Genomic DNA, 18,681 nt, shown 5'->3' with positions numbered 1-18,681 from the left:
ATGATCTGCTTCAGCCGCGCCTGGGTCCGCCACGGGGCCCCGGCGAAGACATAGGCGTAGGCCGAGTGGTGGCTGGGTTCGTTGCCGTGGATGTACTGGCCGATCAGGCCGGCGATATCCTCGGCGTGGGAATAGTCGAGGGCGCTGTTGTCGAAGTCGAACATGGCGTCGAGCTTCGCCACCGTGGCGTCGTCGCCGCCCATGGCCGCAACCAGCGCCGCCATGTCCTGGGGCACGAACCACGAATACTGCCAGGCATTGCCTTCGGTGTAGTCCGATCCGTAGTTGATGGCCGTCGGGTCGAAGGGTTCGCGGAACGAACCGTCGGCGAGGCGGGCGCGGACGAAGCGGGTTTCGGGGTCGAAGGTGTTGCGCCAGAAGCCGGCGCGGCGGTCAAACGCGGCGGCGACGTCGGCGCGGCCGAGCCGCTCGGCCATGCGGGCGATGGTCCAGTCGTCGTAGGCGTATTCGACGGTCTTGGAGGCGGCCTCGGGCTCGCGGTCGATGGGGACGTAGCCGAGGTCCATATAGTCGCCGAGGCCGCCGTAGGGGCGATAAGTGGCGCTGGCGATCATCGCGTTCAGGGCGGCCTCGCCATCGACGCCCGGAAGGCCTTTCAGATACGCATCGGCGATGACCGGAACGGCGTGATAGCCGATCATGGTCCAGGTCTCCTGCCCCGCGAACGACCAGACCGGCAGGATGCCGTAGGGACTGACCTGCTGCGCGGCGATCAGGGAGTTGATCAGGTCGGCGTTGCGGGCACCGGGCTGGACCAGGGTCAGCAGCGGGTGCTCGGCGCGGAAGGTGTCCCACAGGCTGAAGGTCGAGTGGACGGTGAAGTCGGCCCGGTGCACGCCGTTGTCGGGGCCCCGCCAGCGGCCGTCGGCGTCGCTGTGCACCGAGGGGGCGATCAGGGCATGGTAGAGGGCGGTGTAGAGGCTGGTGCGCATCTCCGGGGCGGCGTCGATCTCGACGACGTTCAGGGCTTCCTCCCACCGGGCGCGCGTGTCGGCGCGGACGCCGTCGAAGTCGAAGGCCCCGCCCTCCGACCCGAGGTTGGCGATGGCGCCGGCCTCGTCGACCGAGGAGACGCCGACCTGCACCAGCAGCGGACCGTCGATCTCGCCGAAGTCGAAGGCGGCCTCGAGCTGGCGGCCCTCGACCTGCTGGCGGTCGGCGGGCGAGCGGCCGGGCTGGCGGAAGCCGCGATAGGGGACGTTCTCCTCGCGGTCGCGCAGTTGGTAGCCGGTGACCGGCCTGGAGAAGCGCAGGGCGAAATAGAACTGGCGCCCGGGGGCCCAGCCGCGGGTCTCGCGGAAGCCGGTGACCGTGCCGTCGGGATGCACGCGGATGCGCGACCACAGCACCTTGCCCGGATAGTCGTAGATCGAAGGACGGAAGTCGATCAGCACCCGGGCCGGCGCGCCCGCGGGAAAGGTGTAGCGGTGCAGGCCGACGCGGACGCCGGTGGTCAGTTCGGCGTGCACCCCCGAGTCGGTCAGGTCGACGGCGTAGTAGCCGGGCTCGGCGACCTCGGAGGTCTTGTCGTAGCGCGAGCGGTAGCCCGAGCCGGGCTGGCCGGCATCGCCCGCGTCCCACCGCAGGTCCCCGGACTGGGGCACGACCAGAAGGTCGCCCAGATCGGAGTGGCCGGTGCCGGAGAAATGGGTGTGCGAGAAGCCGAGGATGGTCGGGTCGTCGTGGCGGTAGCCCGAGGCCCAGTCGTACCCCTCGCGCAGCAGCTTGTAGTCGGTGTCCGGGCTGAGCTGGACCATGCCGAACGGGGCGACGGCGCCGGGAAAGGTGTGCCCCTTGCCCGCCGTACCGATGAAGGGATCGACGGCGTCATAGGGGGAGGGCGGCTCCTGGGCGAGGGCGACGCCCCAAAGCCCCAAGGCCGCCACCGCCGCCACAACCCCGATCCGCCGCATGCCGCGCCCCTTCGCCGTCAGACGGCGAAGCCTAGGCAGGATGACGATGAGAGGGAAGGACGATGGTGGGTGATGTAGGGTTCGAACCTACGACCCGCTGATTAAGAGTCAGCTGCTCTACCAACTGAGCTAATCACCCGGACCATGCGTCGGGCGGCGGTCCCGGGGAGGGGCCGGCGCCGGTCTCGTCGGGCGGTCGAAGGACCGGCCCCGGCGGGAGGGGGCGGACATAGAGACTGTTGGCTCCGCGCGCAAGGAATTTTCAGGCGCATTCCGGTTTGCCGCGGAACCACGTAGGCTGCGCCCCGGAATCGGCCGCGGGGAGCGCGGCGAGGGGGAGACGTTCATGGCCTTCTGGAACCGCCGGCGCTCGATCGACGCGCTCACGGCCCCGCACAGCGGGCCGGCCCTGAAGAAGACGCTGAGCTGGCCGCACCTGATGGCGCTGGGCGTCGGGGCCATCGTCGGCACCGGCATCCTGACCCTGATCGGCGTCGGCGCGGGGCTGGCCGGGCCGGCGGTGATGATCAGCTTCGCCCTGGCGGGGCTGGTCTGCGCCTGCGCGGCCCTGGCCTATGCCGAACTGTCGACGATGATGCCGGCGGCGGGCAGCGCCTACACCTATTCCTACGCCGTGCTGGGCGAGCTGATCGCGTGGATTGTCGGCTGGAGCCTGATCCTCGAATATTCGCTGGTGGTGTCGGCCGTGGCGGTGGGGTGGTCGGGCTACGCCACCGGCTTCCTCGCCGGGATGGGGGTGGAACTGCCGGCGATGCTGGCGGCCGGGCCGCACGTCGAGGGCGGGCTCGTCAACCTGCCGGCGGTGTTCATCATCGCCGTGGTCACGGGCCTGCTTCTGTTGGGCACGCGCGAGAGCGCCACGCTCAACGCCATTCTGGTGATCATCAAGGTGGCCGCCCTGGTCGCCTTCGTGGCCATCGCCCTGCCGAGCTTCAACAGCGCCAACTTCACCCCCTTCATGCCCAACGGCTTCGGCGCGCCCAGCCTGCCGTTCATGGAGCAGATCACCGGTCAGCCGGTGGTGCAGACCGGGGTCATGGCGGCGGCGGCGATCATCTTCTTCGCCTTCTACGGCTTCGACGCCATCTCGACCGCGGCCGAGGAGACCAAGAAGCCGGAACGCGACCTGGCCATCGGCATCGTCGGCTCGATGGTGGTTTGCACGGCCCTTTATCTGGTCGTGGCGGCGGCGGCGATCGGCGCCCGCCCGGTGGCCAGCTTCGCCGAGAGCCCGGAGCCGCTGGCCCTGATCCTGCGCGAGATGGGGCAGGGCACGGCCGCGCAGTGGATCGCGGTGTCGGCCGTGGTCGCCCTGCCGACCGTGCTGCTGGCCTTCCTGTTCGGCCAGAGCCGGATCTTCCTCGGCATGGCGCGGGACGGCCTGCTGCCGCGGCGGCTGGCCCGGGTGTCGCTGCGGGGCGTGCCGGCGGTGGTGACCATCTTCACCGCCATCGTGGTCGGCGCCCTGGCCGGCGTCATGCGGCTGGACGAGCTTGCGTCGCTGGCCAATGCGGGAACGCTGGCGGCGTTCGCGGCGGTCGGCGTCTGCCTGATCGTGCTGCGCATCCGCGAGCCGAACCGCAAGCGGCTGTTCAAGGCCCCGCTGTGGCCGCTGGTCGGGGCGATCACCATCATCGGCTGCATCGTCTTCTTCTTCAGCCTGCGGGGGTCGACCCAGCAGTGGTTCCTGATCTGGAACGGCGTCGGCCTGGTGGTCTATTTCGCCTGGTCGGCGTGGAACTCGCGGCTGGCGAAGGGCGAGGAGGCCGAGGGCTGATGGCCCGCCGGGATCTGTCGGGCGCGGTCGACTTCGCCGTGCTGGAGCGGATGACCGGCGGAGACGACGCGGTCAGCGAGGAGGTGCTGGGCCTGTTCGCCCAGCAGGCGGCCCTGTGGTCGCCGATGCTCGATGTGCGCGAGGACGGCTGGCGCGACGGGGTGCACACCATCCGCGGCGCGGCGGCGGGAATCGGCGCGGGGGCGCTGGCGGAGGCTTGCGCCGCGGCGGAGGCGGCGGACAAGGCCGGGGCGCCGCCCTTGCTGGAACGGGTGCGCGATGCGCTGGACGCGGCGCTGGCCGACGTCGCGGCCTGGCGGCACGAACTGATGCTGCGGGGGTTGAGGGGCTAGCCCCGCGTGCGGTCCCAGGTCTCGAATTCGTGGGCGATGCAGCGGTCGATCAGGGTGCGCCAGACCGGCTCGGCGATGGCCGGCGACAGGCCCGCGGGAGCGGCGGCGGCGAGGACCTTGCGCACCACGTCCTCGATGCGGGCGTCGTCATGCACCACAGAACGGTCCGGTTTGATGCGGGCGGCGGCGTCCATGTAGCGCTGGCGTTCGGCCAGCAGGACGACGAGGGCGCGGTCGAGGGCGTCGACGCCGTGGCGGACCTCGGCCATCGACAGGCAGGCCTCCGGGGCGACGCGGGCGTCGACGGCGACTACGGTCGGCGCGTCTTTCAGGTCAGCCGACAAAGGCGCGCTCCAGCACATAGTCGCCGGGCTCGGCGTTCGAGCCCTCCTTGAGGCCGTAGCCGTCGAGCAGTTCGGCCGTTTCCTTGATCATGGCCATCGAGCCGCACAGCATGACGCGGTCGGTGTTGGGCGAGAAGCCGGCGGGCAGGCCGAGGTCGGCGAACAGGGCCCCCGAGCGGATGCGGTCGGTGATGCGGCCGGGCGTCTCGAAGCGCTCGCGGGTCACCGTCGGATAGTAGGTCAGCTGGGCCTTCGCCTCGTCGCCGATCAGCGGGTCGTCGTGGATGCCCGAGGTGAAGAAGTCGCGGTAGGTCAGGTCGGCGACGTTGCGCACGGTGTGGCAGACGATGACCTGGCCGAAGCGGCTGTAGGTGTCGGGGTCGCGGGCGACGCTGAGCCAGGGCGCCAGGCCTGTGCCGGTGCCGATCAGCCACAGGCGGTCGCCGCCGGTCAGGGCGTCGAGCACCAGGGTGCCGGTCGGCTTCTTGCCCATCAGGACGGTGTCGCCGGGCCGGATCTTCTGCAGGCGCGAGGTCAGGGGGCCCTCGGGCACCTTGATCGACAGGAATTCGAGCGCCTCGTCCCAGCTGGGGCTGGCGATGGAATAGGCGCGGAGGATCGGCTTGGCGCCGTCTTCCCCGGGCAGGCCGAGCATGACGAATTCGCCGGAGCGGAAGCGGAAATCCTCGGGCCGGCGGATGCGGAAGCTGAACAGCTGGTCGGTCCAGTGATGCACCCACAGCACTTCCAGCTCGTGGAAGGGCGAGGCTTTCGCGGGCGGGGCGGAGACGGCGACGTCGGTCATTGGCCGCTTATTAGGGGGCGGAAGGCGGAGGGGGAAGGGATGCGGTGTCGCGCGGGCGGAACAAGGGGATGACGGCGGCGGAATTCGCCTTTAGCGTCCCGGCCATGCGCAACATTCTTCTCGCCTCCACCCTGTTTCTCGCGGCCCAGTCGCCGTTCACCGCAGCGATGGCGCAAACGCCGGACCCGGCGGTGCTGACCCCTGAGCGGGTGTTCGCCAATCCCTCGCTGTCGGGGCCGGTGGCGCGCGGCGTGAGCCTGTCGCCGGACGGCGAACTGGTGGCCTTCCTGCGCTCACGCGAGGACGACGTCGACGTGCTGGACCTGTGGGCGGCGCCGACGGGCGAGGGCGAGGCGTTCAAGCTGATCGACGCCCAGGCGCTGGTTCCCGACGCCGGCGAGCTGTCGGAAGCGGAGAAGGCCCGGCGCGAGCGGATGCGGATCAGCCAGCGCGGCGTGGTGGAGTATTCGTGGGACGAACAGGGCCGCTACATCCTCGCCCCGCTGGAGGGCGATGTCTTCCTGGCGGAGCGGGCGGGCGGGGCGGTGCGCCGGCTGACGGAGACCGAGGCCGACGAGATCGACGCCAAGGTGTCGCCCGAGGGCAATTTCGTCTCGTGGGTGCGGGACCAGGACCTGGTGGTCTACGACCTGGCCTCCGGCCGCGAGACGGCGGTCACGACGGACGGCGAGGGCCTGGTCACCTGGGCCACGGCGGAGTTCATCGCCCAGGAGGAGATGGACCGCGACACCGGCTACTGGTGGAGCCCGGACGAGCGCTACATCGCCCTGCAGCGGACCGACGAGTCGACGGTCGACGTCATCCCGCGGCTGGACATCACCGGCGGCGGGGCCAGCGTGATCGAGCAGCGCTATCCGCGCGCGGGACGGCCCAATGCGGTGGTCGAGCTGTATGTGCACGACCGCCAGAGCGGGCGGCGGACGAAGGTCGACCTGGGCCAGAACACCGACATCTATCTGGCGCGGGTCAACTGGTCGGCCGACGGCGAGACGCTGTACGTGCAGCGGCAGTCGCGCGACCAGAAGACCGTCGACCTGCTGAGCGTCGATCCGGCCACGGGCGCGTCGAAGGTGATCGTGACGCAACGTTCTGACGCGTGGGTGCCGCTGAACCACGCCTTCAAGGCGCTGGAGGACGGACGGTTCATCTGGGCCTCGGAGGAGACGGGCTGGAACCACCTGTACCTGTACGAACGCGACGGGCGGATGATCCGGCCGATCACCTGGGGGCCGTGGGCGGTGAAGAGCCTGAACGGCGTCAACCAGCAGACGGGGGAGGTCTTCTTCACCGCCTCGTTCGGCTACGCCGAGCGGCCCGAGGGCGTCACCGGCGGCCACAGCGCCTGCCCGATGCCGGGCGGCCGGGTGATGATGTGCGACGTGCAGGGCGAGACGCCGACGACCCAGCGGCTGTGGCGCGCCTCGCTCAACGAGCAGGCTGGCCGGTTCACGCCGGTGACGCCGGACGGAGGCTGGTGGTCGGCGTCGATGAACCGCACCGGCACGGCCTTCGTCGGCAACTATTCGGACCTGAACACCCCGCCGCAGTCGGGTCTGTACCGCGCCGACGGGACCTTCATCCGCTGGATCGAGGAGAACCGGCTGGACGAGGACCATCCGTACTTCCCCTATGCGTCACGGCGGGGCGAGGTGACCTTCGGCACGCTGGAGAGCCATGGCGAGATGCTGGTCTGGCAGATGACCACGCCGCCGGGCTTCGATCCGTCGAAACAGTATCCGGTGGTCATGCAGGTCTATGGCGGGCCGTCGGGGGGCGGGGTCAAGAAGGGCTGGCAATCGGCCACCAGTCAACTGTTGACCGAGGCCGGCTATATCGTCTTCCGGCTGGACAATCGCGGCGAGGGCGACCGTTCGGCGGCGTTCAAGCAGGCCCTGTATCTGAAGATGGGCCAACCTGAGATCGAGGATCAGGTCTTGGCGGCCGACTATCTGAGATCATTGCCGTTTGTGGATGACGACCGGATCGCCATGATGGGCTGGTCCTATGGCGGCTTCATGAGCCTGATGGCCATCACCGAGCCGAAGATGGGGCTGGCCGCCGCCGCCGTGGGCGCCCCGCCGACGGAGTGGAGTCTGTACGACACCCACTACACCGAGCGGTTCATGTCGACGCCCGAGCTGAACCCGGACGGCTACGCCGCCTCGGACGCCATCCCGCGCCTGCCGAACATGACGGGGCGGATGCTGCTGATGCACGGCATGGCCGACGACAACGTGATCTTCGAGAATTCGACGCGGGTCATCAACGCGCTGCAGGCCAACAGCCAGCCGTTCGAAATGATGCTCTATCCCGGCCAGCGCCACGGCGTGCGCGGCAATGAAAGGCAGCTTCAGCAATGGCGGACGTATCTCGATTTCTTCGACCGCACGATCGGCTCGCGCTCGCCCGCCGCGCAGGACTGATCGCCGGGGCGGCCTCGCTGCTCCTCGCCCAGCCGGTCCTTGCACAGGATCAGCAAGCCGGCGGCGAAGACGGCGAGGCCTTTCTGGCCCAGTGCGCCTACCTTCTCCCCGAAGGCGGGATCGAAGAGGATCCGGCCGCAGGCCTGGTCGCCTTCGCCTGCCTCGACGACGCCTCGACCCACCGGTCCGTGGTCAGGTGGGTGACGACCGCGCAGATGCGGGCCTGGATCGCCGAGAATCCCGCCTCGGACCGGGTCATCCTGCTGAAGGACAATATCGAGACCCGGGACATGCCGACCACGGCGGGATCGCTGGCCTTGTCGGCCAATGCGCCGGGACGGGACGCGCCGCTGGTCACCCGTCTGCGCGAAGCCGGCTACCTCGTCGCGGGCAAGGCCAACCTGTCCGAATGGGCCAACATCCGCTCGTCGCAGTCCATCAGCGGCTGGAGCGCGGTCGGGGGCCAGACGCGCAATCCCTATGATCGGGAACGGACGCCGTGCGGATCCTCGGCCGGCAGCGCCGTGGCCGTGGCCGCCGGCATCGCGCCCGTGGCGATCGGCACGGAGACGGACGGGTCGATCACCTGCCCGGCCTCGGTCAACGGCGTGGTCGGGTTCAAGCCGACGGTGGGACTGGTCAGCCGCACCCACATCATCCCCATCAGCCATTCGCAGGACACGGCGGGGCCGATCACCACCACGGTCGAGGACGCGGCGATCGTGCTGTCGGTCATCGCCGGATCGGACCCGCTCGACCCGGCCACGGCCGAAGCGGACGGGCGGAAGATCGACTACCGGGCGGCGCTGGACGCAAACAGCCTGAACGGCGCGCGGATCGGGGTGCTGCGCTTTCTGGTCCCGAACTATTCGGCCGAGACCCAGGCGGTGTTCGAGGCCAACCTGCAGGCGATGCGCGACGCGGGCGCCGAGCTGGTGGAGATCACCGAGCCGCCGGCCGACTTCCGCCAGATTGGCGGCTGGGAGCTGACCGTGCTGCTGACCGAGCTGAAGCACGATCTGAACCTGTATCTCGCCTCGACCGATCCGGCGCAGGTGAGGACGCGGACCCTGGCCGACGTCATCGCCTTCAACGCCGCCGAGCCGCGAGAGACGGTCCTGTTCGGGCAGGACCTGTTCGAACGGGCCGAGGCGACCGGCGGCCTGACCGACGCGGCCTATGTCGAGGCGCGGGAGCGGTCGTTCCGGGCGGCGGGGCCGGAGGGGATCGACAAGATGATGGCGGAGCACGGGGTCATCGCCCTGGCGGCGCCGACGACCTCGCGGGCCTGGACCAATGATCCGGACGACGACGACCGTTCGCAGGGCTCGGCCAGCCGGCTGGCGGCGGTGGCGGGCTATCCGCACCTGACCGTGCCGATGGGCTTCGACCGCGGCATGCCCGTCGGGATCAGCTTCATCGGCGGCAAGTGGGACGACGCCGAGGTGCTGTCGCTGGGTTACGCCTTCGAACAGCGCACTCAGGCGCGGCGGGCGCCGGTGCTTCAGGATTCACCGGGGGAACCATGATGCGCTTTAACAGGATCGGGCTGGCGGGGACCGCGATGGCGGCATCGCTGACGCTGGGCGGCTGCATCAGTGTCGAGGTGAACGCGGACGACCAAATGATCGCTCACGCCGCCCTCGCCGCCAGGGCGGCGGCGGAAGCCGTCGAACGGTCGACAGGCCGGGATGGGTCCTGCGAGCGGTATTCCGAGGGCGGGAGTCTCTGGGCTTGCCTGGAAGACCGGCAGAACACCAATGCCGTCCTGCTGTGGGCGGACATCGCGACGCCTGAGTGGTCATCGGAGCAGGGCATCGCGGGCATGCCGATCCTCCTGAAGGACAATATCGAGACGCGGGACATGCCGACCACGGCCGGGTCGCTGGCGCTGGTCGACAATGCGCCGGGCCGGGACGCGCCTCTGGTGGCGCGGCTGAGGGACGCCGGCGCGGTGATCCTCGGCAAGACCAATCTGTCGGAGTGGGCCAACATCCGCTCGTCCAACTCGACCAGCGGCTGGAGCGCGGTGGGCGGGCTGACCCGCAATCCGCATGCGCTGGATCGCAACGCCTGCGGCTCGTCCTCGGGCAGCGGAGCGGCGGTGGCGGCGGGGCTGGCCCCGGCGGCGATCGGCACCGAGACCGACGGCTCGATCACCTGCCCGGCGGCGATCAACGGCATCGTCGGCTTCAAGCCGACGGTGGGGCTAGTCTCGCGCACGCACATCGTGCCGATCAGCCATTCGCAGGACACGGCCGGACCGATGACCCGAACGGTGGAGGACGCGGCCATCGTGCTTTCGGCCATCGCCGGATCGGACCCTCTGGACCCCGCCACGGCCGAGGCGGATGCGCGCAAGGTCGACTATCGCGCCGCGCTCGACGCCGGTTCGCTGCGCGGCGCCCGGATCGGGGTGATGCGCTTCGCCGGCGGCTATACGGCGGAGACGCTGGCGGTGTTCGAACAGAACCTGCAGCGGATGCGTGACGCGGGCGCGGTGCTGGTCGACGTCACCGAGGCCCCGGACGAGGACGTCATGGGTTCGGCCGAGCTGACCGTGCTGCTGTACGAACTGAAGCACGACCTCAACGCCTATCTGGCCTCGACCCGGCCCGATCAGGTGCGCACGCGGACGCTGGCGGACGTGATCGCCTTCAACGAGGCGGAGCCGCGCGAACTGGCCCTGTTCGGACAGGAGCTGTTCCTGCAGGCGCAGGCCAAGGGCGGGCTGAACGATCCGGAATACGTCGAGGCGCGCGCCACATCGCTGCGGCTGGCCGGGGCCGAGGGCATCGACCGGATGATGAGGGACCATGACGTCGTCGCCCTGATCGGGCCGACGACGGGCCCGGCGTGGACCACGGACGTCGTCAACGGCGACCACTATGGCGGGGCCGTCTCGACCATGCCGGCCATCGCCGGCTATCCGCACCTCACGGTGCCGATGGGTTTCGTCAAAGGCCTGCCCGTCGGAATGAGCTTCATCGCCGGCCAGTGGGAGGACGCGAAGGTGCTGTCGCTCGGCTACGCCTTCGAGCAACTGACCCGGGCGCGGCGCGATCCGGCCTTTGTCCCTTCGGTGGACTTGACGGATGTCATGGCGCCGCTTCTGGCCCCGGCCCGATAAGGGCAACTTTCGCCTGTCGGAGGGATTACGGCCCGAATGGAAAAGCAATTCATCCACTTCGCGACCCTTACGGCCAAGGTGGCCGGGAAGCCGTGGACCTTCCTTCTGTGCCTGGCGGTTGTCATAGGCTGGGCGGTGACGGGGCCGATCTTCGGCTTCAGCGAGGCGTGGCAGCTGGTCATCAACACCGGCACCACCATCGTCACCTTCCTGATGGTGTTCCTGATCCAGAACACCCAGAACCGGGACGGCGCCGCCATCCAGGCCAAGCTGGACGAGTTGATCCATGCGGTCAGCAAGGCTGACGAGCGGTTCGTGGGCATCGAGCGGCTGAGCGAACGGGAACTCGACCGTATCCTCGAGGAAGTCGAGGACCGCGCCCTGCGGCTGCGCGGCGCAGGCCCGCCGATTGTGGCCACCCGGCAGGAGGACGAGGCGAGGGCGGCCAAGACGACATCCCGAAAGGCGACGCGCGCCAAGTCCACGGGCCGGAAGACGAGGAAGGCGGCTTGAGCAGCCTGGCGGCCAATGTGGTCGGTTCCGCCGCGGCCCTGTGTTCGATCACCAGCTTCGCGCCGCAGATGATCAAGATCTGGAAGGAGAAGGACGCCTCGGCGGTGTCGCTGAAGACCTATTCGCTGACGGTGACCTGTTTCGTGCTGTGGACCGCCTATGGCGTGATGACCCGGGCCTGGCCGATCACCGCCGCCAACGCCTGCGCCCTGCTGATGGCCGGCGGGGTGCTGGCGATGAAGTGGAAATTCCGCGACCGCTGACGGTCAGAGGCGGTCGCGGATCTCCTCGATGATGCGTTCGCACGCCTGCTCAGGCGTCAGGTTGGCCGCGTCGATGCGGATGTCGGGGCTTTCCGGGCGCTCGTAGGGGCTGTCGATGCCGGTGAAATTCGTCAGCTGGCCGGCGCGGGCCTTGCGGTAAAGACCCTTGACGTCGCGGCCCTCGACGACCTCGAGCGGGGCGTCGACGAAGATTTCCACGAACTCGCCCGGGGCCATGCGCTCGCGGGCCATGCGGCGCTCGGCGGCGAAGGGCGAGATGGCCGAGACCAGCACGATCAGGCCGGCGTCGGCCATGAGCCGGGCCACCTCGGTGATGCGGCGGATGTTCTCGACCCGGTCGGCGTCGGTGAAGCCGAGGTCCTGGTTGAGGCCGTGACGGATGTTGTCGCCGTCGAGCAGGAAGGTGTGGCGTCCCTCGGCGAACAGCCGCTTGTCCACGAGATTGGCGATGGTCGACTTGCCGGCCCCGGAGAGGCCGGTGAACCACAGCACCAGCGGCTTCTGGTGCTTGAGGGCGGCGCGTTCGGCGCGGCCGATATCGAGCGCCTGCCACTGGACGTTGGCCGAACGGCGCAGGGCGAACCGGATCAGGCCGGCGCCGACCGTCTCATTCGTCTGGCGGTCGATCAGGATCAGGCCGCCGAGGTCGCGGTTGGCGGCGTAGGGTTCGAACACCAGCGGGGCGTCGAGATGCAGATGACAGACGCCGATGTCGTTGAGCTCCAGCGTGCGGGCGGCGAGGGGCTCGAGGGTTTCGACATTGACCCGGTGGCGGATGTCCGTGACCTGGCCGGTGACCGTGGCGGCGCCCAGCTTGATCACATAGGCGCGGCCGGGGAGCAGCGGCGCGTCGGCCATCCAGACGAGGTCGATCTCGAACTGGTCGGCGACCGGCGGCGGGGCGTCGGCGGCGGCCAGCACGTCGCCCCGCGAGACGTCGAGGTGATCGGCCAGGGTCAGGGTGACCGACTGCCCGGGTCCCGCCTCCGCCAGGTCTCCGCCCATGACGACGATGCGGTCGACGGTCGTGCTCCGACCGGAGGGCAGAACCTTGATCGCGCCGCCCTGGCGCACGGTCCCGGCGACGATCCGGCCGGCATAGCCCCGGAAGTCGGCGTCGGGGCGGTTGACCCACTGGACGGGCATGCGGAAGGGGCCGGGCTCCGACCCCGCCAGGTCGATCGCTTCCAGCCATTCCAGCAGGGTCGGCCCATCGTACCAGGCCAGGTTGGCGGAGCGGCTGACGACGTTGTCGCCGCCGAGGCCCGAGACCGGGACGGCGGTGACTTCGGTCAGACCCAGGTCTGCGGCGAGGGCGCGATAGTCGGCCGCGATCTCCTCGAAGGCCGCCCGGGACCAGTCCATGAGGTCCATCTTGTTGACCGCCAGCAGCACGCGCCGGACGCCCATCAGCCCGACCAGATACGAGTGCCGCCGGGTCTGGGGCAGGAGGCCCTTGCGGGCGTCGACCAGCACCACGGCGACGTCGGCCGTCGAGGCGGCGGTGACCATGTTGCGCGTGTACTGCGGGTGGCCCGGCGTGTCGGCGAGGATGAAGCGGCGGCCGGCGGTCTCGAAATGGCGGTAGGCGACATCGATGGTGATGCCCTGCTCGCGCTCGGCGTCGAGGCCGTCGAACAGGCGCGAGACGTCGACCTCGCCGGACGGCGTGCGCAGCGCGGCCAGCTGGTCCTCGGGCACGGTGCCGGCGTCGTGCAGCAGGCGGCCGATGAGGGTCGACTTGCCGTCGTCGACGGACCCGCAGGTGATCAGGCGGACGAGGTCGCGGGCCATCAGAAATAGCCCTCGCGCTTCTTGATCTCCATCGAGGCCGTCGGGTCCCGGTCGATGGCCCGGCCCTGGCGCTCGGAGGCGGAAGAAGCGGCCATTTCGGCGATGATCGCCGGCAGGTCGGCGGCCTCGCTGTTGATCGCCCCGGTCAGGGGCCAGCAGCCGAGGGTGCGGAAGCGCACGCGACGTTGCTGGACGGATTCGCCCGACCGAAGCGTCATCCGCTCGTCGTCGACCATGATCAGGGCGCCGTCGCGTTCGACCACCGGGCGGTCGGCGGCGAAATAGAGGGAGACGACCTCGATCCCCTCGCGCTGGACGTAGCGCCAGACGTCCATCTCGGTCCAGTTCGACAGGGGGAAGACCCGGACCGACTCGCCCTTGTGGACGCGGGCGTTGTAGAGCCGCCAGAGTTCGGGCCGCTGGGCCTTGGGGTCCCAGACGTGGGCGCGGCTGCGGAAGGAGAAGATGCGCTCCTTGGCGCGGCTCTTTTCCTCGTCGCGGCGGGCCCCGCCGAAGGCGGCGTCGAAGCCGAAGTGGTCCAGCGCCTGCTTCAGCCCCTGGGTCTTCCAGAGGTCGGTGTGAACCGTGGCGCCGTGGTCGAACGGATTGATCCCCCGCGCCTCCGCCTCGGGGTTGCGCCACACCAGCAGCTCCATGCCGGCCTGGGCGGCGGCGCGGTCGCGGAAGGCGTACATCTCGCGGAATTTCCACGCCGTATCGACGTGCAGCAGCGGGAAGGGCGGCGGGGCCGGGAAGAAGGCCTTGCGGGCCAGATGCAGCATCGCAGCCGAATCCTTGCCGGCGGAGAACAGCATGACCGGCCGGGCGCACTGGGCGACCGTCTCGCGGATGATCTGGATGGACTCGGCTTCGAGCTGGTCGAGATAGCGGTCGTCCGGCGAGGGCAGGGGCAAGGGGCGGCAGTCCGGCTGGTGGCGCGCGACCCTGACCGAGCGGGGCCGCGGGATCAAGCGGTCAGGCGACGGGGACGACGGCGGTGGTCTCGATCTCGAGCCGGGCGGCGTCCTCGATCAGGCCCTTGACCTCGACCACGGCCATGGCGGGGTAGTGGGGGCCGACGCGCTCGCGCCAGACGGCGCCGATATCGCGGAGGCAGCCGAGGTATTCGGCCTTGTCGACGACGTACCAGGTCATGCGGACCATATGCTCGGGCCCGGCGCCGGCCTCGGCGAGGACGGCGAGAGTGTTGTCGAGGGTCTGGCGGAACTGGGCGGCGAAACCATCGGGGAAGCGGCCTTCCGCATCCCAGCCGATCTGGCCGGCGACGAAGACCATCCGGCCTTCAGCGGCGATCCCGTTGGAATAGCCCTTCGGCCGGGGCCAGCCTTCGGGCAGCAGGACGCGGTTCATGGCTGGCTCTCCAGGAAGGGGGCGATACGGGCGCGCAGCGGCTCGGGCCATGGCTCGGGCTTCAGGGAGGCCCCGGCGTGGACGATGGTCTGACTGGCCTCGAAGCGCAGCTCGTCGCCCGCGGCGATGCGATGGCGCAGGGTGCAGGACGCCCCGCCGAGGCGGGTGACACCCAAGGTGAAGGTCAGGTCGTCCTCGAGCCGCGAGGGCGCGACGAAGCGGGCCTCGATGGCGGCGGTCGGGAGGCTGGCGTGACGCCGCAGGTGCAACTCGGCGAAGGACAGGCCGAGCGGGCCGGCGAACCAGTCCTCGACCACGCCGTTCAGCATCTCGAAATAGCGCGGGAAGAAGACGATGCCCGCAGCGTCGCAGTCGGCGAAACGGACCCGCCGGGTGACGGTGAAGAGCTCGCTCATGAGCCCGCCTTCAGCCGGAAGCGCTGCAGCTTGCCGGTCTGGGTCTTGGGCAGGGCGTCCATGAACTCCAGCGCCCGCGGGTATTTGTACGGCGCAATGACCGACTTCACGTGGGTCTGCAGCTCGCAGCGGAGGGCGTCGGAGGGCTCGTGGCCGGGGTTGAGGACCACGAACGCCTTGACGATCTGGCCGCGCTCCTCGTCGGGGGCGCCGATGACGGCGGCCTCAGCCACGGCGGGGTGGCGCAGCAGGGCGTTCTCGACCTCCGGCGCGCCGATGTTGTAGCCGGACGAGATGATCATGTCGTCGGCGCGGGCGACGAACCAGAAATATCCGTCCTCGTCGAGGCGGTAGACGTCGCCCGTCAGGTTCCAGCCGTCCTGGACGTAGGCGGTCTGGCGGTCGTCGTCGAGGTAGCGGCAGCCGGTCGGGCCGCGGACGGCGAGGCGGCCGGTCTCGCCCGGGGGAAGCGGATGGCCCTCGGCGTCGACGATGCGGGCCTCGTAGCCGGGCACGGCCTTGCCGGTCGAGCCGGGGCGGATGGCGTCGCCGGACGCCGAGATGAAGATATGGATCATCTCCGTCGAGCCGATGCCGTCGATGATGCGGACGCCGGTGACCTCATGCCAGGCGTCGGAGGTGGCGGCGGGCAGGGTCTCGCCGGCCGAGACGCAGGTGCGCAGGGACGACAGGTCGTGCTCGCCGGCCAGTTTGAGCAGGGCGCGGTAACCGGTGGGGGCGGTGAACAGGGCGGTGGCCCTGTGCTGTGCGATGGTCTCGGCGAGGGCCTCGAAGCCCGGGCGGGGGGCGAAGGCGGTGGCCGCGCCGGCGCTGGCCGGGAAGACCACCAGCCCGCCGAGGCCGAAGGTGAAGGCGATCGGCGGCGTGCCGACGACGATGTCGCCCGGCGCGAGGTCGAGGGTGTGCCTTGCGAAGGTGTCGGCCATGGCGAGGATGTCGCGATGGGAGTGGACGCAGCCCTTGGGCTTGCCGGTCGTGCCCGAGGTGAAGGCGATCAGGGCGGGGTCTTCGGCGGCGGTGTCCACGGCGTCGAAGCCGGTTCCGGGCGGCAGGGCCCGGGCGGCGCGCTGCAGCTCGGCCGAGGTCATGACGCGGGTCAGGCAAGGGGTCGCGCTGCGGGCTTCCTCCACGGCCTCGGCGAGGGAGGCGTAGACGAGGGCGTGGCTGATGTTCGCCTTGCTGATGACGGTGGCCAGTTCGGCGGCGCGCAGCATGGGCATGGTGGCGCAGACGACGCCGCCCGCCTTGAGGATGGCGAACCACGCCATTACGGTCCAGGAGCTGTTCGGGCCGTGCAGCAGGACGCGATTGCCCGGAATCAGGCCCATCTCATCGACCAGCACACGGGCCATGCGGCTGGAGATGAGGTCGACGCGGCTCCACGAGAATTCGTGGTCGTGGTCGATCAGCGCGCGGGCGTCGGGACCGGCGGCGGCGGCGGCGCGGCGCAACAATTCGACGCCAGCGTTGAGACGCTCCGGGTAGCGGAGCTCGGGCCGGCCGAACAGGAACTCCGGCTGCTGCTCATTCGGCGGCAGGTGGTCGAGGACGAAGCGGTCGATGTGGGCCGTCTCAGCCATGGGCCCCTCCCGCCATGGCCGCCAGCGCCTGCCGGGCGATGACGATCTTCTGCACCTCGGAGGCCCCCTCGTAGATGCGCAGGGCGCGGATCTCGCGATAGAGCCGCTCGACCGGATTGCCGGAAACCACGCCGAGGCCGCCGAAAATCTGCACCGCCGCGTCGATCACGGCCTGGGCTTCGTCGGTGGCGTAGAGCTTGGCCATGGCGGCCTCGCGGGTGACGCGCGAGGCGCCCCGGTCCTTGAGCCAGGCGGCGCGGTAGATCAGCAGGGCCGAGGCGTCGATCTTCAACGCCATGTCGGCCAGGGAGGCCTGGACCAGCTGCAGGTCGCTCATCGGCGCGCCGAACAGGTTGCGGCCGGTCGCACGCGCCGCGGCCTCGTCGAAGGCCCGGCGCGAGAAGCCCAGCGCCGCGGCGGCGACGGTGGAGCGGAAGACGTCCAGCGTGGCCATGGCGATGCGGAAGCCGTCGCCGGGCTGGCTGAGAAGGCGGTCGGCGTCGATGCGGCACTGGTTGAAGCGGATGGTGGCGAGCGGGTGGGGCGCCATGAGGGGGATGCGCTCGACGATTTCGAACCCGGGCGTATCGGCGTCGACGACGAAGGCGCCGAGGCCTTTCGCGCCGCCGCCGCCGGTGCGGGCGAAGACGACATAGCGGTCAGCGAGCCCGCCGTTGGAAATGAAGGTCTTGGTCCCGTCCAGCACCCAGTGCTCGCCGTCGGGGCGGGCGGTGGTCGACAGGGCGGCGACGTCCGACCCGGCCTCCGGTTCGGACAGGGCGAAGGCGGCGATGGTCTGGCCCGAGGCGACGCCGGGCAGCCAGCGGCCCTTCTGGTCGTCCGTGCCGAACAGGCTGATCGGGCCCGAGCCCAGGCCCTGCATGGCGAAGACGAAGTCGGCGAGACCGGAGCGCCGGGCCAGCGCTTCGCGGGTCAGACACAGGGTGCGGACGTCGAGTCTGCCCTCGGCGTCCGGCACGGCGTTGTTGAGCCAGCCGCCCCCGGCCAGCGCCTTGAGGATGGTGCGGCAGTCGCCGTCGAGGTCGTGATCCCCATGCAGGCGCACGGCCTCCGTCCGGTCCGCCCACGCCTCCAGATCGGCGGCGAAGGCTCGGTGGCGCTCATCGAAGAAGGGCCAGTCGAGGAAGGTGCGGTCCGCCATGGCTCAGTTCCCCTCGAACACGGGCTCACGCTTCGCCGCAAAGGCCTCGTAGGCGCGGCGAAAGTCGTTGGTCTGCATGCAGATGGCCTGGGCCTGGGCCTCGGACTCGATGGCGGCGTCGAGGCTCATGTCCCATTCGACGTTGAGCTGGTTCTTGGTGATCCCATGCGCGAAGGTCGGGCCCTTCGCCAGAGAGCGCGCCAGCTCCCGGGCGGCGTGCATCAGGGCGTCGGGCTCGACCAGCCGGTTGTGGAAGCCCCAGCGTTCGCCCTCGTGGGCGGTCATGACCCGGCCGGTGAACAGCAACTCGGAAGCGCGACCCTGTCCGATCTGGCGGGGCAGGATGGCGCAGGCGCCCATGTCGCAGCCGGCGAGGCCGACGCGGGTGAACAGGAAGGCGGTCTTCGTGCGTGGCGTGGCGATGCGCAGGTCCGAGGCCATGGCCATGATGGCGCCCGCGCCGACGCAGACGCCGTCCAGCGCGGCGATGACCGGCTGCGGGCAGCCGCGCATGGCCTTGACCAGGTCGCCGGTCATGCGGGTGAAGTCGAGCAGCGCCGGCATGGCCATTTCGGTCAGCGGGCCGATGATCTCGTGCACGTCGCCGCCCGAGGAGAAGTTGCCTCCGGCGCCGGTGACGATGACGACCCTGCAGTCGCGGGCGTGGACGAGGGCGCGGAACAGGTCGCGCATCTCGGCGTAGGAGTCGAAGGTCAGCGGGTTCTTCCGCTC

At 70.1% G+C, this 18,681-nt stretch carries 17 protein-coding genes and 1 tRNA gene; 7 read left to right on the top strand and 11 right to left on the bottom strand.

Going from position 1 to position 18,681, the window contains the following annotated elements:
- The coding region (locus VGD32_RS01075; RefSeq protein ID WP_331030055.1) for a GH92 family glycosyl hydrolase at positions 1-1,934 on the bottom strand (1,934 nt) is incomplete at its 3' end.
- Between the two features lie 63 nt (positions 1,935-1,997).
- Positions 1,998-2,073, bottom strand: a tRNA-Lys gene (locus VGD32_RS01070).
- Positions 2,074-2,280: 207 nt separating this feature from the next.
- Between VGD32_RS01070 and VGD32_RS01065 the strand changes: the two genes are divergently transcribed.
- A complete protein-coding gene (locus VGD32_RS01065; RefSeq protein ID WP_331030054.1) occupies positions 2,281-3,732 on the top strand; it encodes an amino acid permease in 1,452 nt (483 codons plus the stop codon).
- Positions 3,732-4,085 carry an Hpt domain-containing protein gene (locus VGD32_RS01060; RefSeq protein ID WP_331030053.1) on the top strand — a complete coding sequence of 118 codons (354 nt, stop codon included), beginning with the start codon at positions 3,732-3,734 and terminating at the stop codon, positions 4,083-4,085. Before VGD32_RS01065 ends, VGD32_RS01060 begins: the two co-directional genes overlap by 1 nt.
- On the opposite strand, the gene VGD32_RS01055 is transcribed toward VGD32_RS01060, so the two are convergent.
- Both VGD32_RS01055 and VGD32_RS01050 read right to left on the bottom strand, forming a co-directional pair.
- Entirely contained in the window at positions 4,082-4,447 is a 366-nt protein-coding gene (locus VGD32_RS01055) for a chorismate mutase (protein ID WP_331030052.1), read from the bottom strand. The genes VGD32_RS01060 and VGD32_RS01055 overlap by 4 nt on opposite strands.
- Positions 4,419-5,234, bottom strand: coding sequence for a ferredoxin--NADP reductase (locus tag VGD32_RS01050; protein WP_331030051.1), 816 nt, complete (start codon positions 5,232-5,234; stop codon positions 4,419-4,421). Before VGD32_RS01050 ends, VGD32_RS01055 begins: the two co-directional genes overlap by 29 nt.
- A gap of 68 nt (positions 5,235-5,302) precedes the next feature.
- On the opposite strand from VGD32_RS01050, the gene VGD32_RS01045 reads away from it, so the two are divergent.
- Genes VGD32_RS01045 through VGD32_RS01025 form a run of 5 tightly spaced genes read left to right on the top strand, consistent with a single transcriptional unit; the run spans position 5,303 to position 11,584 of the window.
- Positions 5,303-7,678 carry a S9 family peptidase gene (locus tag VGD32_RS01045; RefSeq protein WP_331030050.1) on the top strand — a complete coding sequence of 792 codons (2,376 nt, stop codon included), beginning with the start codon at positions 5,303-5,305 and terminating at the stop codon, positions 7,676-7,678.
- On the top strand, positions 7,612-9,207 hold the full coding sequence (locus VGD32_RS01040; RefSeq protein ID WP_414644311.1) for an amidase: 1,596 nt from the start codon (positions 7,612-7,614) through the stop codon (positions 9,205-9,207). The genes VGD32_RS01045 and VGD32_RS01040 overlap by 67 nt, the downstream gene beginning before the upstream one ends.
- 35 nt (positions 9,208-9,242) lie before the next feature.
- Entirely contained in the window at positions 9,243-10,808 is a 1,566-nt protein-coding gene (locus tag VGD32_RS01035) for an amidase (protein WP_331030049.1), read from the top strand.
- 36 nt (positions 10,809-10,844) lie between these two features.
- Positions 10,845-11,321 carry a low affinity iron permease family protein gene (locus VGD32_RS01030; RefSeq protein WP_331030048.1) on the top strand — a complete coding sequence of 159 codons (477 nt, stop codon included), beginning with the start codon at positions 10,845-10,847 and terminating at the stop codon, positions 11,319-11,321.
- Positions 11,318-11,584, top strand: coding sequence for a SemiSWEET family sugar transporter (locus VGD32_RS01025; protein WP_331030047.1), 267 nt, complete (start codon positions 11,318-11,320; stop codon positions 11,582-11,584). The genes VGD32_RS01030 and VGD32_RS01025 overlap by 4 nt, the downstream gene beginning before the upstream one ends.
- A 3-nt stretch (positions 11,585-11,587) precedes the next feature.
- On the opposite strand, the gene cysC is transcribed toward VGD32_RS01025, so the two are convergent.
- From cysC to VGD32_RS00990, 7 genes are all read right to left on the bottom strand, one after another.
- The gene (cysC, locus tag VGD32_RS01020; protein ID WP_331030046.1) at positions 11,588-13,399 is read right to left on the bottom strand and encodes an adenylyl-sulfate kinase; all 1,812 of its coding nucleotides are present in this window, start codon (positions 13,397-13,399) and stop codon (positions 11,588-11,590) included.
- Positions 13,399-14,313: a sulfate adenylyltransferase subunit CysD gene (gene cysD / locus VGD32_RS01015; RefSeq protein WP_331030045.1), complete on the bottom strand. Its 915-nt coding sequence runs from the start codon at positions 14,311-14,313 to the stop codon at positions 13,399-13,401. Before cysD ends, cysC begins: the two co-directional genes overlap by 1 nt.
- A gap of 61 nt (positions 14,314-14,374) precedes the next feature.
- Positions 14,375-14,770 (bottom strand): RidA family protein, encoded by a 396-nt coding sequence (locus VGD32_RS01010; protein WP_331030044.1) that lies wholly within the window; start codon positions 14,768-14,770, stop codon positions 14,375-14,377.
- On the bottom strand, positions 14,767-15,186 hold the full coding sequence (locus tag VGD32_RS01005; protein ID WP_331030043.1) for a thioesterase family protein: 420 nt from the start codon (positions 15,184-15,186) through the stop codon (positions 14,767-14,769). Before VGD32_RS01005 ends, VGD32_RS01010 begins: the two co-directional genes overlap by 4 nt.
- A complete protein-coding gene (locus VGD32_RS01000; RefSeq protein ID WP_331030042.1) occupies positions 15,183-16,787 on the bottom strand; it encodes an AMP-binding protein in 1,605 nt (534 codons plus the stop codon). The genes VGD32_RS01005 and VGD32_RS01000 overlap by 4 nt, the downstream gene beginning before the upstream one ends.
- Positions 16,780-17,949, bottom strand: coding sequence for an acyl-CoA dehydrogenase family protein (locus VGD32_RS00995; protein WP_331030041.1), 1,170 nt, complete (start codon positions 17,947-17,949; stop codon positions 16,780-16,782). Before VGD32_RS00995 ends, VGD32_RS01000 begins: the two co-directional genes overlap by 8 nt.
- Positions 17,950-17,952: 3 nt before the next feature.
- On the bottom strand, positions 17,953-18,681 hold a 729-nt coding region (locus tag VGD32_RS00990; protein ID WP_331030040.1), incomplete at its 5' end, for an enoyl-CoA hydratase family protein.

Source organism: Brevundimonas sp. (genome assembly GCF_036402095.1).
Taxonomy (GTDB): domain Bacteria; phylum Pseudomonadota; class Alphaproteobacteria; order Caulobacterales; family Caulobacteraceae; genus Brevundimonas.
This window is presented reverse-complemented; position numbering and strand designations above follow the sequence as displayed.

Bases quoted from the DNA above. Each gene is read 5' to 3' on its own strand.
- VGD32_RS01065 (WP_331030054.1), top strand. From the start codon at position 2,281: ATGGCCTTCTGGAACCGCCGGCGCTCGATCGACGCGCTCACGGCCCCG.
- VGD32_RS01060 (WP_331030053.1), top strand. From the start codon at position 3,732: ATGGCCCGCCGGGATCTGTCGGGCGCGGTCGACTTCGCCGTGCTGGAG.
- VGD32_RS01055 (WP_331030052.1), bottom strand. From the start codon at position 4,447: ATGTGCTGGAGCGCGCCTTTGTCGGCTGACCTGAAAGACGCGCCGACC.
- VGD32_RS01050 (WP_331030051.1), bottom strand. From the start codon at position 5,234: ATGACCGACGTCGCCGTCTCCGCCCCGCCCGCGAAAGCCTCGCCCTTC.
- VGD32_RS01045 (WP_331030050.1), top strand. From the start codon at position 5,303: ATGACGGCGGCGGAATTCGCCTTTAGCGTCCCGGCCATGCGCAACATT.
- VGD32_RS01040 (WP_414644311.1), top strand. From the start codon at position 7,612: ATGGCGGACGTATCTCGATTTCTTCGACCGCACGATCGGCTCGCGCTC.
- VGD32_RS01035 (WP_331030049.1), top strand. From the start codon at position 9,243: ATGGCGGCATCGCTGACGCTGGGCGGCTGCATCAGTGTCGAGGTGAAC.
- VGD32_RS01030 (WP_331030048.1), top strand. From the start codon at position 10,845: ATGGAAAAGCAATTCATCCACTTCGCGACCCTTACGGCCAAGGTGGCC.
- cysC (WP_331030046.1), bottom strand. From the start codon at position 13,399: ATGGCCCGCGACCTCGTCCGCCTGATCACCTGCGGGTCCGTCGACGAC.
- VGD32_RS01010 (WP_331030044.1), bottom strand. From the start codon at position 14,770: ATGAACCGCGTCCTGCTGCCCGAAGGCTGGCCCCGGCCGAAGGGCTAT.
- VGD32_RS01005 (WP_331030043.1), bottom strand. From the start codon at position 15,186: ATGAGCGAGCTCTTCACCGTCACCCGGCGGGTCCGTTTCGCCGACTGC.
- VGD32_RS01000 (WP_331030042.1), bottom strand. From the start codon at position 16,787: ATGGCTGAGACGGCCCACATCGACCGCTTCGTCCTCGACCACCTGCCG.
- VGD32_RS00995 (WP_331030041.1), bottom strand. From the start codon at position 17,949: ATGGCGGACCGCACCTTCCTCGACTGGCCCTTCTTCGATGAGCGCCAC.